Genomic DNA, 14,142 nt, shown 5'->3' on the forward strand with positions numbered 1-14,142 from the left:
GACCCCATGATCACAGCCCTGGACCACATCGCCATCGCCGTGCCGGACCTGGAAGCGGCCATCAAGCGCTTCCTGGAGGATTTCGGCCTGCCCTTCGAGGGCACCGAAGACGTCGAGGCCGCAAAGACGGCCACGGCCTTCTTCCCGCTACCGGAGACCAGCATCGAGCTCGTGCACCCGCTGCGCGGCGAGGGCCCGATCGCGAAGTACCTCGAGAAACGCGGCGGCGGCATCCACCACCTCTGCTTCCGCACCGACGACATCCACGCCGATGTCGCCCGGCTGCGGGAAAAGGGCTACCAGTTCCTGGCCGACGAACCCGCCCCCGGGGCGCACGGCTGCCTGACCATTTTCATCCACCCGAAGAGCTGTGACGGTGTGCTCATCGAGCTCAACCAGCCGGGCGCGGAGCACTGACATGAGCAAGAAGATCTACGACCGCGAGAAAGCGACGCCCGAGGCCTGGCGCGAGCTGGCCGCGAAGCAGATGAAGGGCCGGGACCCGTCGGAGCTGACCTGGCACACGCCCGAGGGTATCGACGTCAAGGCGCTGTACACGGCGGCGGACCTCGAGGGCCTCGAGTACACCGATACCATGCCGGGCATGGCACCGTACCTGCGCGGCCCGCAGGCCACCATGTACGCCGGGCGGCCGTGGACGATCCGCCAGTACGCCGGTTTCAGCACAGCGGAGGAGTCCAACGCCTTTTACCGCAAGGCGCTCGCCGCCGGCGGCCAGGGCATCTCCGTGGCCTTCGACCTCGCCACGCACCGCGGCTACGACTCGGACCACCCGCGGGTCACCGGGGACGTGGGCAAGGCGGGCGTCGCGGTGGATTCGGTCGAGGACATGAAGATTCTCTTCGACGGCATTCCGCTGGACCAGGTGTCCGTCTCCATGACCATGAACGGCGCCGTACTCCCGGTCCTCGCCGGCTACATCGTCGCCGCCGAGGAACAGGGCGTCGCCCAGGAGCAGCTGGCGGGAACCATCCAGAACGACATCCTCAAGGAGTTCATGGTCCGCAACACCTACATCTACCCGCCGGCCCCGAGCATGAAGATCATCGGCGACATCATCGCCCACTGCTCGCGGCACATGCCGCGCTTCAACACGATCTCCATCTCCGGGTACCACATCCAGGAGGCCGGCGCGGATGCGGCCCTCGAGCTCGCCTACACGCTGGCCGACGGCAAGGAATACATCCGCACCGCGCTGGCGGCCGGCCTGCACATCGACGAGTTCGCGCCGCGGCTGTCCTTCTTCTGGGGCATCGGCATGAACTTCTACCTGGAGATCGCCAAGCTGCGCGCGGCGCGGCTGCTCTGGGCCCGGATCGTCTCCGAGTTCGACCCCCAGAACCCGAAGAGCTCCATGCTGCGCACGCACAGCCAGACCAGCGGCTGGTCGCTGACGGAGCAGGACCCGTACAACAACGTCGTGCGCACGACCATCGAGGCCATGGCCGCGGTGTTCGGCGGCACCCAGTCGCTGCACACGAACGCCCTCGACGAAGCCATCGCGCTGCCCTCCGAGTTCGCCGCGCGCATCGCCCGCAACACGCAGCTGATCATCCAGGAAGAGACCCATATCACCAGCGTGGTCGACCCCTGGGGCGGCAGCTACTTCATGGAGAAGCTCACCCAGGACATGGCCGACCGGGCCTGGGAGCTCATCGAGGAAGTGGAGGAGGCCGGCGGCATGGCCAAGGCCATCGAGAGCGGCATGCCCAAGCTGCGCATCGAGGAGGCCGCCGCGCGCAAGCAGGCCCGCATCGATCGCGGCGACGATGTCATCGTCGGCGTCAACAAGTACCGCTCCGGCTACGACGACGCCGTGGAGGTGCTGGAGATCGAGACCGAGGCCGTGCGCAAGGCACAGCTCACCCGGCTGGAGAAGATCCGCGGCGAGCGCGACGAGCAGGCCGTCGAGGAGATCCTCGAACAGCTCTACCAGGCCGCCGTCTCCGGCGAGGGCAACCTCCTGGAACTGTCCATCGAAGCCACCCGCCGCCGCGCCACCGTCGGCGAGATCTCCTTCGCCCTCGAGCGCGAGTTCGGCCGCTTCAACGCCCACGCCCAGACGGTGTCCGGCGTCTACGGCTCGGCCTTCAAGGAGGACGGCGACTGGCAGGCCATCGCCGGCGACATCGAGGCCTTCGTCGAGCGCCACGGCCGCCGTCCGCGCATGCTCGTCTGCAAGATGGGCCAGGACGGCCACGACCGCGGCGCCAAGGTGGTGGCTACGGCCTTTGCCGACGTCGGCTTCGATATCGACCTCTCGCCCATGTTCTCCACGCCGGACGAGGTCGCCCGCCAGGCGATCGAGAACGACGTGCACGTGGTCGGGGCGTCGTCCCTGGCCGCCGGGCACAAGACCCTCGTGCCCGCCCTCATCGAGGAACTGCGCAAGCAGGGCGCGGACGACATCGTGGTCATCGCCGGCGGTGTCATCCCGCGCGGCGACTACGACGTCCTGCGCGAGGCCGGCGTGAAGTGCATCTTCGGCCCCGGTACGCCCATCCCCAGCGCGGCCCGGGAAGTACTCACGGCCATCAACGAGGCCGTCGGCGACTGAATGGCCGCCGTTGATGTCGATGCGCTGAAGCGCGGCGACCGCCGGGCGCTTGCCAAGGCCATCACCATGGTAGAAAGCCGGCTCCCCGCGCACCGGGATGCCGCGCAGGCGCTGCTCGAGGACGCGCTGCCGGCGACGGGACACAGTGTCCGCGTCGGCATCACCGGGGTGCCGGGGGTCGGCAAGTCGACCTTCATCGAGGCCTTCGGCCTGCATCTCATCGATCAGGGCAAGCGCGTCGCCGTCCTCGCCGTGGACCCGAGTTCACCGCTCGGCGGCGGCTCGATCCTCGGCGACAAGACGCGGATGGAGGAGCTCTCCCGCCGCGACGAGGCCTTCATCCGCCCGTCGCCCTCCGAGGGCACCCTGGGCGGCGTCGCCCAGAAGACCCGCGAGACCATGCTCCTGTGCGAGGCCGCCGGCTACGACGTGATCCTGGTGGAGACCGTGGGTGTCGGCCAGTCCGAGTACCAGGTGGCGGCCATGGTCGATTTCTTCATGGTGCTCATGCTCCCGGGCGGCGGCGACGAGCTGCAGGGAATCAAGAAGGGGATCCTCGAGCTCGCCGACGCCCTGGTGATCAACAAGGCCGACGGCGCCAGCGAGGAACTCGCGCGCCAGTCCCGGCAGCACTACCTGAGCGCCATGGGCCTGCTGCGCCACACCAGCTTCTGGACGCCGCGGGTGATGACCTGCTCCGCCCTGAAGCGGCTGCAGATCGATGCGGTCTGGGGCATGGTGGTGGACTACTACCTTGAGGCGAAGAAGCTCGGCGCCTTCGACGCCCGCCGCGCGCGGCAGTACCGGGACTGGATGCACCAGCTCGTGCGCGAGATGCTGCTCGCGCGGCTGCAGTCGCAGCCGGCGCTCAAGGACCTGCTGCCCCGGCTCGAGGCCGACGTCGAGGCACAGCGCACCACTCCCTACAACGCCGCGCGCCAGATCGTCGATCTCGTCTAGCCCCGGGCGCGCGGTCCCGGTGCCGGCTGCCGGCCGGGGCACTAGATGTGCAGGGCCCGCAGCTCCGCCGTCTCCTGGCCGTGGCGCCACAGCGTATCGAAACGATCCAGTTCCTGGGCCACCCGGGGCCGGTCGTCCGGGTGATAGGTGCCGCCGCTCAGGGGGTCGGCGGGCAGCGCGAGGAGACCGTCCCGGTCGCGGAGCACGCAGCTGTCGCCGGGCCACTGCGGGTGCTCCGGCAGTTCGCGCAGGAACAGCTTGCTCGGCAAACGCCGGGCGAGGGCGAGGAGGCCGCTGCCCCGCGCGGTCAGGGCGCGCCCGTCGGCGACGAGGATGCGCACCTCCGCTTCGCGGGTCTGGCGGCAGAGGGCGGTGAGCGCCTCGGTCACGCCGGGCGGTTCGAACAGGGAGGGGTCCAGGGAGGGGCTGAGGATCGCCAGCTGGCGCCGGGCGCTGCGCGCCAGCGACAGGAACAGCGTCGCAAAGGGCTCCGGCTGGTAGACCGGCGCCACCGGCACGGGGCAGTCCAGGAAGTCGATCTCGCGGGCCATGGCCACGTGGGGGATGCCGGCCTCCTCGAAACGCACGCCCTCGGCGCTGAAGCCCTCGGCGGCATAGAAGCCCTCGGCCTGGGTCTGCGCGTGCAGGTAGACCCGGCGCAGCCCCCGCTGCCTTGCCTCGTCGACCAGTGCAGCCAGGATTGCCGCACCGACGCCGCGGCCGCGCCAGCCGGGCAGCACGGCCATGCGGCCGATCTTGCCGTCGGCGAGGAGGCGCCCGCAGGCGATGGCCTGCTCGCCGTCGCGGGCGATGACGTGCACCGCGTCGCGGTCGCGGCCGTCCCACTCGATCTCCGCCGGCACCTGCTGCTCCTGCACGAAGACCGTTTCCCGCAACTTTTTCAGCGTCTCCTCGTCCTGCGCCCAGCGGGCGCGGGACAGCGTCGGCTCAATAGACATCGATGGCCCCCCAGTCCAGGCAGTGCGCCAACAGGCGCTCGCCGTCGGTACTCTCGCGCAGCGCCCGAAGCGCCGCGCCGGCGATCGGCTCACCTGCCGCCAGTTGTATCACGCTGTCGCGCAGGCTGCCCGCGACGGCAAGTCGCGCCCCATTGGTGAATACCAGCAGCCCCGCTCCATCCGCCTGCCAGGCGATGCGCGCACCGGGGCGTGCGCAGGCGGCGCCGTCCGCGGCGGCCAGGCGGTCCCGCGCTGCGTCGATCTCTTCGGGGCCCGCCGGTTCAGCGCGCGGGTTGTCCGTCACCAGCTCGCCGAACCAGTCGTTGCCCTCGAGCTGGTCGAGGGCGGCCTGCAGCTGCAGCCGGGCGCGCTCGAGGTCCCGCGGGCGGATTTCACCGGCGCGACGGGCCGGCTTCAGGTGCCGGTCCTGGTAGAAGAGCTCGTCGTCGAGGCTCTCGAGCAGCCGGTCCGCCCAGCGCGACACCATGTCGTTCAGGCGCGGGGCCCGCAGGCCCAGGGAATACGTCGTGCACGCGCCCTCGGCGATACCCCAGTGGGCGATGCGCGGGGGCAGGTAGAGCATGTCGCCGCACTCGAGCAGGTACTCCTCGCGCGCCTCGAAAGCGGCGAGGAGGCGCAGCGTGGGGTGGGGCAGGAGCTCACAGTCCTGCTCGCAGTAGTCGCCGATGCGCCAGCGTCGGCGCCCGCTGCCCTGGAGCAGAAAAACGTCGTAGTTGTCGTAGTGCGGACCGACGCTGCCGCCATCGTCAGCCCAGGACACCATCACGTCCTCGATGCGCCAGCGGGGGATCGGGGCGAGGATATCCAGCAGCGCGCCGACCCCCGGCGCCCAGCGGTCGACGCCCTGCACGAGCAGCGTCCAGGGATGGTCGCGGTCGTAGTCCTCGGGCGCGAAGGGGCCGTCGGCCTGCAGCCAGCCGTCCGGCCGCTGCTCGACGATGCGCGCCTCGGCCTCCGGCTCCATGGCGAGGCCGGCGAGGTCGTCGCCGTCCAGCGGCGGCTTGAAGCCGGGGAGGGCGCCGCGGAAGAGCCGCGGCCGCTGCTGCCAGTCGTGGGCGAGGAAGGCGTCCCAGTCGATGGCGAGCGGCTCGGCGGCCACGGCGTCAGTCCAGGGCGCGGGCCTGGTAGGCCGCGTTGCCCGTGTAGGCCGCGGGCGTCAGGGCGCGCAGCTCGGCCCGGGCCACTTCCGGCAGCTCGAGGCCGTCGATGAAGGCGGCGAGGCGCTCGGCGTTGATCGCCTGCCCCCGGGTCAGGTCCTTGAGCTTCTCGTAGGGCTGCTCGATACCGTGGCGGCGCATGACCGTCTGCACGGCCTCCGCGAGCACTTCCCAGGCCCCGTCGAGGTCCGCGGCGAGACGCGCCTCGTCCACCTGCAGCTTGCCCAGGCCCTTGTCGAGGCTGGCGTAGGCGATCAGGCTGTAGCCGGCGGCCACGCCCATGTTGCGCAGCACCGTGGAATCGGTGAGATCGCGCTGCCAGCGGCTCACCGGCAGCTTGCTGCCGAGATGGTCGAAGAGGGCGTTGGCGAGGCCCAGGTTGCCCTCGGCATTCTCGAAGTCGATCGGGTTCACCTTGTGCGGCATGGTGGAGGAGCCCACCTCGCCGGCCACGGTGCGCTGGCGGAAGTAGCCGAGGGAGATGTAGCCCCAGGCATCCCGGCTTAAGTCGACAAGGATCGTGTTGATGCGTCCCAGGGCGTCGAACAGCTCGGCCATGTAGTCGTGGGGCTCGATCTGCGTGGTGTAGGGATTGAAGCCGAGGCCCAGGGACTCGACGAAGCTGCGCGCATTCGCGGGCCAGTCGACGTCGGGGTAGGCAGCGAGGTGCGCATTGTAGTTGCCGACGGCGCCGTTGATCTTGCCGAGGTATTCGCAGCGGTCGAGGGCCGCGAACTGCCGGCGCAGGCGGGCGACGACGTTGGCGAACTCCTTGCCGACGGTCGTCGGGCTCGCGGTCTGGCCGTGGGTGCGCGAGAGCATGGGCAGCTCGGCGTGCTCCCGGGCGAAGGCGGCGAGGCTCGCCTCGACCCTCGCCAGCGCCGGGCGCAGCACGCCCTGGATGCCGTCGCGGAGCATGAGTGCGTGGCAGAGATTGTTGATGTCCTCGGAGGTGCAGGCGAAGTGCACGAACTCGCTGACCGCGGCCAGCTCCGGCGCGTCGGCGATACGCTCCTTGAGGAAGTACTCGACGGCCTTGACGTCGTGGTTGGTCGTCGCCTCGATCGCCTTGACGCGGGCGGCGGCCTCGGGGCCGAAGTCAGCCAGCAGCTGCTCCAGCCGCGCGTTCGCGGCCTCTGACAGGGCGGGGACCTCGGGAATGCGGGGGTGGGAGGCGAGCTGCTGCAGCCAGCGCACTTCGACCAGGACGCGGCGCTTGATCAAGCCGTATTCGCTGAAGATATCGCGGAGGGCGCGGGTCTTGTCGCCGTAGCGACCATCGATGGGCGAGACCGCGGTTAAGGCCGAGAGCTCCATGGATGCCTCCCCGGAAAAAGCCGGGATGTTACACCACCCCAAGTTCCCGGGACAGCGCCTGGCAGGTGGCGAGGAGCCGGCGACGCTCCAGGACGAGGCGCCAGCGGCGGCCGCCGAGCTGGCGCCAGAGGTAGGCGGAGCGCACCCCGGCGAGCAGGAGCGCACGCACCGTGTCGGCCGTGCGCGGATCCTGCAGGTGCTGGGCGCTGCCCGTGACCTTGATGCGGAAACGGAGGGTGCTCAGTGTATCCTGGTAGATGCCCGCGAGGCTGTGGCAGACCGGGCCGACGTGGCTGCTGAAATGCTCCGCCTTGAAGCTCGCGTGCTCGAGGCGGGAGCGGACCACGGCCATGCGCTCCGGGTCCGCCGCAAAACGGCGCTCGAGGTAGAGAAGGGCGAAGAGATAGCGCACCACCTCCCGGTGCTCCGGCGCCTGCCGGTTGGCGAGGATCGCCGCCAGGGTGTCGAGGCCGAGCTTGACCCCGGGTAGGCCATCGTAGACGGCCGCGGTATCCGGCGGGTCGAACTGGAACAGGCTGTGCACCGATGCCGCGAGGAAGCGGTCCGGGTAGCTGCCGGTACGGGCGGCCTGGCCGACCAGCCGGGCCGCCTGGGCGACGCCGGCCAGGGCGATGGCCTGTTCCTTCAACGCTGCCGCCACGAGGTCAGGCCGCGCGCTCGATGATGGCCCCGCCGAGACAGCGGTCGCCCTGGTAGAACACCGCCGACTGGCCGGGCGTGACCGCGCGCTGCGGCGTGTCGAAGACGACGCGCAGGCCGTCCCCGTCCGCGTGGACCGTGCAGTCCTGGTCCGCCTGGCGGTAGCGGATCTTCGCAGCACAGCGCAGCGGAAGGGGCGGCGCCTCGCCGCTGACCCAGGTCGGCGCGCCGGTCCCCAGCGTCTCCTTGTAGAGCGCGGGGTGGTCATTGCCCTGGGCGACCAGGAGCGTATTCGCCGCCAGGTTCTTGCCCACCACGTACCAGGGCGCTTCTTCGCGCCCGGCGCGCCCGCCGATCCCCAGGCCCTGGCGCTGGCCGATGGTGTGATACATCAGTCCCTGGTGGCGGCCCAGCTGCTCGCCGTCCAGGCTGACGATGTCGCCGGGCTGGGCGGGAAGGTACTGGCGGAGAAAATCACTGAAGCGGCGCTCGCCGATGAAACAGATGCCGGTGGAGTCCTTCTTGTCGTGGGTCACGAAGCCCGCACCCGCGGCCAGGTCCCGGACCCGCGGCTTCGGCAGGTCGCCGAGGGGGAAGAGGGTGCGGCCGAGTTCCTCGTGGCCGACGGCGTGAAGGAAATAGCTCTGGTCCTTGTTCCCGTCCAGGCCCTTGAGCAGCGTGGCTCGGCCCGCCTCGTCGCTGCCCCGGCGGGCGTAGTGCCCGGTGGCAATGCAGTCTGCACCCAGGTGCAGCGCGTAGTCGAGGAAGGCGCGGAACTTGATCTCGCGATTGCAGAGGATGTCCGGGTTCGGCGTGCGGCCGGCGCGGTACTCGGCGAGGAAGTGCTCGAAGACGTTGTCCCAGTACTCCGCCGCGAAGTTGGCGCCGTGCAGGGTGATGCCGAGACGATCCGCCACGGCCTGGGCGTCGGCGTAATCGGCCTTCGCCGTGCAGTACTCCGTGCCGTCGTCCTCGTCCCAGTTCTTCATGAACAGGCCCTCGACCCGGTAGCCGGCCTCGAGCAGGAGGAGGGCGCTGACCGACGAGTCGACGCCGCCGGACATGCCGACGATAACGGTCTTGGAAGCGTTGGCGGTCACGGCGTCAGTGCTGTCACGGTGTTGCGGAAGGCCAGTCAAGGGTCGAAGAGCAGTTCCAGGGAGTGGATGGCGCCGGCGCGGTGGCGCTCTACGACGGCGAGTACCAGCGGGCTGCGCATTCTAGCAGAACGCTCGAGGATTTCCTCGTAGCGGAACCAGTGCACCGCGTCGATGTCTTCGTCGATGGCGGCGCCGGGCAGCGGCGACAGCGGCCGCGCCAGGAAGGTCGTACGCAGGAAGTCGGGGCTGCCCGCCGGCGGCGTGTAGAGCGATACGCCGATGAGGCCGGTGAGTTCGACCTGCCACGCGGTCTCTTCGCGGACTTCCCGCAGCGCGGCCTCGGCCAGCCCCTCGCCCCGCTCCAGGTGCCCCGCCGGCTGGTTGAAGACCCGCTCCCCGCTCGCCTTGTCCCGCTCCTCTACCAGCAGGTAGCGACTGCCGTCGAAGACCACGGTGGCGACCGTGGCCCGCGGCGCCCAGCGACTCACCGTCGGCCCCGCGCCGGCACGGCCGGTAGGTGCACCCGCGTCCGCCGCCAGGCACCGGGGGCGAGGTCGCCGAGGGTCCAGTCGGCGATCGCGGTGCGCACGAGGCGCAGCGTGGGCAGGCCGACGGCAGCCGTCATGCGCCGCACCTGCCGGTTGCGGCCCTCGCGCAGCGACAGCTCCAGCCAGCAGTCCGGCACCGACCGGCGCTCGCGCACCGGGGGCACCCGCGGCCACAACGTCGGCGGGCTGAGGCGGCGGACCCTGCAGGGCAGGGCGGGGCCGTCCTTGAGCGGCGGCCCCGCGCGCAGCGCGGCAAGCTGGGCGTCCGTGGCCTCGCCCTCGACCTGCGCGAGGTAGGTCTTCCAGTGCCGGTGGCGGGGGTTGGCGATGCGCTGCTGCAGCGCCCCGTCGTCGGTGAGCAGGAGGAGCCCCTCGGAGTCGTAGTCGAGGCGGCCGGCGGCGCGGAAACCGGGGGCGTCGAGGAAGTCCGCGAGCGTGCGGCGGCCCTCGCTGTCGCTGAACTGGCTGAGCACCCGGAAGGGCTTGTTGAACAGGATGATCTCGGCCACGGAAGTCTCCCGGACAGTGCCGCGGAGGCGGCCTTGCCAAGCCCCGCGGGGCGGAGTCGCCGGGGCAAATCTGGTACACTGTGTGCCGCTTGAGCGGGGCCCCACAAGGGCGCGACACCGCTTGCCATCCAACCACACAGTACTGGAGACATTCAATGGGCTATCAGCACATCCAGGTGCCCGAGACGGGTGAACGCATCACGGTCAATGACGACCACAGCCTCAGCGTCCCGGACAACCCGATCATCCCCTACATCGAGGGTGACGGCATCGGCGTGGATATCAGCCCGGTCATGATCAAGGTGGTCGATGCTGCCGTTGAGAAGGCCTACGGCGGCAACAAGAAGATCTCCTGGATGGAGATCTACACCGGCGAGAAGGCCGCCGAACTCTACGAGGGCGACTGGTTCCCCGGTGAGACCCTGGAGGCGATCAAGACCTACTCCGTGGCGATCAAGGGCCCGCTGACCACTCCCGTGGGCGGTGGCTTCCGCTCCCTGAACGTGGCCCTGCGCCAGGAGCTCGACCTCTACACCTGCCTGCGCCCGGTACGCTGGTTCGAGGGCGTACCCTCGCCGGTCAAGAACCCCGGCGACTGCAACATGGTCATCTTCCGCGAGAACTCCGAGGACATCTACGCCGGCATCGAGTACCAGGCGGATACGGACGAGGCGAAGAAGGTCATCGACTTCATCATCAACGAGATGGGCGCGACCAAGATCCGCTTTCCCGAGAACTGCGGCATCGGCATCAAGCCCGTCTCCGAGGAGGGCACGAAGCGCCTGGTGCGCAAGGCCATCCACTACGCCATCGACCAGGACCTGCCGTCCGTGACCCTGGTACACAAGGGCAACATCATGAAGTTCACCGAGGGCGCCTTCCGCGACTGGGGCTACCAGCTGGCCCAGGAAGAGTTCGGCGGCGAGCTTCTCGACGGCGGCCCCTGGGTCGAGATCAAGAACCCGAACAACGGCAAGCAGATCGTCATCAAGGACGTGATCGCCGACGCCATGCTGCAGCAGATCCTGACGCGGCCGAAGGACTACAGCGTGGTCGCCACGCTGAACCTCAACGGCGACTACCTCTCCGACGCCCTGGCGGCCCAGGTCGGCGGCATCGGTATCGCCCCGGGCGCCAACCTGTCGGATACCGTGGCCCTGTTCGAGGCGACCCACGGCACCGCGCCGAAGTACGCGGGCCAGGACAAGGTCAACCCGGGCTCGCTGATCCTTTCCGCCGAAATGATGCTGCGCCACCTCGGCTGGAACGAGGCGGCCGACCTCATCATCAACGGCATGAACGGCGCCATCCAGGCCGGCACGGTGACCTACGACTTCGAGCGCCTCATGGAAGGTGCCACCCTGGTCAGCTGCTCCGGCTTCGGCGACGCGCTCATCGAGCACATGTGAGGGCATCGCCCCGCGCCAGAGGCCCGCTTAAGCGGGCCTTTTTTTTGGCCCCGCACTCGCCCGGCGAGGCGGGTCCTGAAGGGTGCCCGGGGAAACGTGAAATCGGAGGTGGCTCGGGGCCCCCGGCCGCCTCCGCGCCGGAGAGCCGGGACCTGCTTTTTTTACTTGCGAAGTCCCGTCGGGCCGCGCTGGGATTCAAGGAGATTTGTCTTATAATGCAGGCGTTGGCATTGAATCCAAGGGAGCCGAAGAGCAGTATCGTGAGCATGATGCGCAGCCGTTTCCCCGTGCGCCTGTCCGCGCAGGAAGACGACGCCGATGGCGGTCTCGCGCTGGAGAATGCGCGGCCCGAGCTCAAGAAGCCCCCGCTGTACAAGGTCGTCCTCCTCAACGACGACTATACGCCCATGGAGTTCGTGGTCGAAGTCCTGGAGCTGTTCTTCCTCATGAACCGCGAGCAGGCGACCCAGGTCATGCTCACGGTGCACACCCAGGGCAAGGGCGTCTGCGGCGTCTACACCCGGGATATCGCCGAGACCAAGGCGGCGCAGGTTAACCAGTACGCACGGGAGCACCAGCATCCGCTCCTGTGCGAAATCGAGGCATCGGAGGGTTGAACCCCGGGGAGCACTGGCCATGCTGAGCAAGGATCTTGAGCAGACCCTCAACGACGCGTTCCGGGCGGCGAGGGCACGCCGGCACGAGTTCATGACCGTGGAGCACCTGCTCCTCGCGCTCCTCGACAACAACGACGCCATCCGGGTCCTCAAGGCCTGCGGCGCCGAGATCAGCAACCTGCGCGGCGACCTCGTCGAGTTCATCGATTCGACCACGCCGCTGATCCCGGAGGACGACGCAGAGCGCGAGACCCAGCCTACCCTGGGCTTCCAGCGGGTCCTGCAGCGCGCCGTGTTCCACGTGCAGTCCTCGGGAAAGAGCGAGGTGACGGGCGCCAATGTCCTGGTCGCGATTTTCTCCGAGCAGGAAAGCCAGGCCGTCTACTTCCTCAAAACCCAGAGCGTCACCCGCCTCGACGTGGTCAACTACATCACCCACGGTATCTCCAAGGTGTCCGACGAGGAGGGCGATGACGAGCAGATCCCCGGCGCCACTGCCGAGGCCGGCGCCGAAGAGGCCGAGGCCAACCCCCTCGATACCTACGCCACCAACCTGAACGCCGAGGCCGAGGCCGGCCGCATCGACCCGCTCATCGGCCGCATCGCGGAGGTGGAGCGGGTGGTCCAGGTGCTGGCGCGCCGGCGCAAGAACAACCCGCTGCTGGTCGGCGAATCGGGCGTGGGCAAGACGGCCATCGCCGAGGGCCTCGCCAAGATGATCGTCGACGGCGAGGTGCCCGAACTGCTCAAGGACGGCTGCGTCTACGCGCTGGACCTGGGGGCGCTGCTTGCCGGCACCAAGTACCGGGGCGACTTCGAGAAACGCTTCAAGGGGCTGCTCGCCGAGCTCAAGCGCCGCGAGGGCGCGATCCTGTTCATCGACGAGATCCACACCATCATCGGCGCCGGGGCCGCTTCCGGCGGCGTCATGGACGCGAGCAACCTGCTCAAGCCGCTGCTCACCTCCGGCAAGCTGCGCTGCATCGGCTCCACCACCTTCAGCGAGTACCGCGGCATCTTCGACAAGGACCGCGCCCTGTCCCGCCGCTTCCAGAAGGTGGACGTGCTCGAGCCGAGCCCCGATGACGCCTACAAGATTCTCAAGGGCCTCAAGTCCCGCTTCGAGGAGCACCACGGCCTGCGCTACACCGACAAGGCGCTGCGCGTGGCCACGGATCTCTCCGCCCGCTACATCACCGACCGCTTCCTGCCCGACAAGGCCATCGACGTGATCGACGAGGCCGGCGCCTACCAGCAGCTGCAGCCGCCGTCGAAGCGCAAGAAGGTCGTCGGCAAGACCGATGTCGAGGCGGTGGTGGCAAAGATAGCCCGGATCCCCCCGAAGACCGTCAGCAGCAACGACAAGGAAGTGCTGCAGAAGCTCGAGGCCAACCTGCGCATGGTCGTCTTCGGGCAGGACAAGGCGGTCACCGCACTGTCCACCTCCATCAAGATGGCGCGGGCCGGGCTGCGCGGCGGCGACAAGCCGATCGGCTCATTCCTCCTCGCCGGGCCCACCGGCGTGGGCAAGACCGAGGTGACCCGGCAGCTGGCCAAGATCCTCGGCCTCGAGCTGATCCGCTTCGACATGTCGGAGTACATGGAGCGGCACACCGTGTCCCGGCTCATCGGCGCACCGCCGGGCTACGTGGGCTTCGACCAGGGCGGGCTGCTCACCGAGGCGGTCACCAAGCACCCGCACGCCGTGGTGCTCCTCGACGAGATCGAGAAGGCCCACCCGGAGGTGTTCAACCTCCTGCTGCAGGTGATGGACCACGGCACGCTCACGGACAACAACGGCCGCAAGGCGGACTTCCGCAACGTGATCCTGGTTATGACCACCAACGCCGGCGCCGAGAACGTCAGCCGGCGCACCATCGGTTTCACCACCCAGGACCACAGCACCGACGCCCTCGAGGCGATCAACAAGCTGTTCACGCCGGAGTTCCGCAACCGCCTCGACAGCATCGTGCAGTTCGAGCCGCTGGGGGAGGACGTCATTCTCACCGTGGTCGACAAGTTCCTCTCGGAACTGCAGGGGCAGCTGGACGAGAAGCGGGTACTGCTCGACGTCGACGAGGATGCGCGCCTGTGGCTGGTGGAGAAGGGCTACGACCGGAACATGGGCGCCCGGCCCATGGAGCGGGTCATCCAGGAACACATCAAGAAACCGCTGGCAGACCTGGTGCTCTTCGGGCCCCTGGCCACGGGCGGCACCGCCTACGTGCGCCTGAACAGGGCCGGGGACGCGCTGGAAGTGCGGGTGGAGGAAGAGGAGGCTGCGCTCGCCGAGGAGGGCTGAGCGCG

The 14,142-nt window shown here is 69.1% G+C and carries 13 protein-coding genes; 6 read left to right on the plus strand and 7 right to left on the minus strand.

All coding sequences use genetic code 11. The annotated features are described in order from the left end of the window. The first annotated feature begins 6 nt into the window (after positions 1–6). The 3 genes from mce to meaB are packed head-to-tail and all read left to right on the plus strand — an operon-like array spanning position 7 to position 3,538. A complete protein-coding gene (gene mce / locus RKE50_RS06655; protein WP_350035347.1) occupies positions 7–417 on the plus strand; it encodes a methylmalonyl-CoA epimerase in 411 nt (136 codons plus the stop codon). 1 nt (position 418) lies between these two features. After that, a complete protein-coding gene (gene scpA, locus RKE50_RS06660; RefSeq protein WP_350035349.1) occupies positions 419–2,578 on the plus strand; it encodes a methylmalonyl-CoA mutase in 2,160 nt (719 codons plus the stop codon). Beyond that, on the plus strand, positions 2,579–3,538 hold the full coding sequence (gene meaB / locus RKE50_RS06665) for a methylmalonyl Co-A mutase-associated GTPase MeaB (RefSeq protein WP_350035351.1): 960 nt from the start codon (positions 2,579–2,581) through the stop codon (positions 3,536–3,538). A gap of 41 nt (positions 3,539–3,579) precedes the next feature. Here meaB and RKE50_RS06670 read toward each other — a convergent pair whose 3' ends face one another. The 7 genes from RKE50_RS06670 to RKE50_RS06700 are packed head-to-tail and all read right to left on the minus strand — an operon-like array spanning position 3,580 to position 9,809. After that, positions 3,580–4,497 carry a GNAT family N-acetyltransferase gene (locus tag RKE50_RS06670; protein ID WP_350035353.1) on the minus strand — a complete coding sequence of 306 codons (918 nt, stop codon included), beginning with the start codon at positions 4,495–4,497 and terminating at the stop codon, positions 3,580–3,582. Beyond that, on the minus strand, positions 4,487–5,617 hold the full coding sequence (locus RKE50_RS06675; protein WP_350035355.1) for a cupin domain-containing protein: 1,131 nt from the start codon (positions 5,615–5,617) through the stop codon (positions 4,487–4,489). The genes RKE50_RS06670 and RKE50_RS06675 overlap by 11 nt, the downstream gene beginning before the upstream one ends. Positions 5,618–5,621: 4 nt before the next feature. Next, positions 5,622–6,992, minus strand: coding sequence for an adenylosuccinate lyase (gene purB, locus RKE50_RS06680; RefSeq protein ID WP_350035357.1), 1,371 nt, complete (start codon positions 6,990–6,992; stop codon positions 5,622–5,624). A gap of 28 nt (positions 6,993–7,020) precedes the next feature. Further along, complete coding sequence (gene hflD / locus RKE50_RS06685) at positions 7,021–7,653, minus strand: high frequency lysogenization protein HflD (RefSeq protein ID WP_350035359.1); 633 nt, start codon at positions 7,651–7,653, stop codon at positions 7,021–7,023. A 4-nt stretch (positions 7,654–7,657) separates the two neighbouring features. Then, positions 7,658–8,752: a tRNA 2-thiouridine(34) synthase MnmA gene (mnmA, locus tag RKE50_RS06690; RefSeq protein WP_350035360.1), complete on the minus strand. Its 1,095-nt coding sequence runs from the start codon at positions 8,750–8,752 to the stop codon at positions 7,658–7,660. A gap of 35 nt (positions 8,753–8,787) precedes the next feature. Further along, entirely contained in the window at positions 8,788–9,240 is a 453-nt protein-coding gene (locus tag RKE50_RS06695; RefSeq protein WP_350035361.1) for an NUDIX domain-containing protein, read from the minus strand. Beyond that, on the minus strand, positions 9,237–9,809 hold the full coding sequence (locus RKE50_RS06700) for a pseudouridine synthase (protein ID WP_350035363.1): 573 nt from the start codon (positions 9,807–9,809) through the stop codon (positions 9,237–9,239). The genes RKE50_RS06695 and RKE50_RS06700 overlap by 4 nt, the downstream gene beginning before the upstream one ends. Before the next feature lie 155 nt (positions 9,810–9,964). Here RKE50_RS06700 and icd point away from each other — a divergent pair, with 155 nt between their 5' ends. The 3 genes from icd (at position 9,965) to clpA (ending at position 14,137) form a co-directional block, all read left to right on the plus strand. Then, positions 9,965–11,218, plus strand: a complete 1,254-nt coding sequence (gene icd / locus RKE50_RS06705) for an NADP-dependent isocitrate dehydrogenase (RefSeq protein ID WP_350035365.1) — start codon at positions 9,965–9,967, stop codon at positions 11,216–11,218. A gap of 266 nt (positions 11,219–11,484) precedes the next feature. Further along, positions 11,485–11,835 carry an ATP-dependent Clp protease adapter ClpS gene (clpS, locus tag RKE50_RS06710; protein WP_459428999.1) on the plus strand — a complete coding sequence of 117 codons (351 nt, stop codon included), beginning with the start codon at positions 11,485–11,487 and terminating at the stop codon, positions 11,833–11,835. Positions 11,836–11,854: 19 nt separating this feature from the next. Continuing rightward, the gene (gene clpA, locus RKE50_RS06715; RefSeq protein WP_350035367.1) at positions 11,855–14,137 is read left to right on the plus strand and encodes an ATP-dependent Clp protease ATP-binding subunit ClpA; all 2,283 of its coding nucleotides are present in this window, start codon (positions 11,855–11,857) and stop codon (positions 14,135–14,137) included. Positions 14,138–14,142: the final 5 nt, after the last annotated feature.

This window comes from Pseudohaliea sp. (genome assembly GCF_040217025.1).
In the GTDB taxonomy this organism is placed as follows: domain Bacteria; phylum Pseudomonadota; class Gammaproteobacteria; order Pseudomonadales; family Halieaceae; genus Pseudohaliea.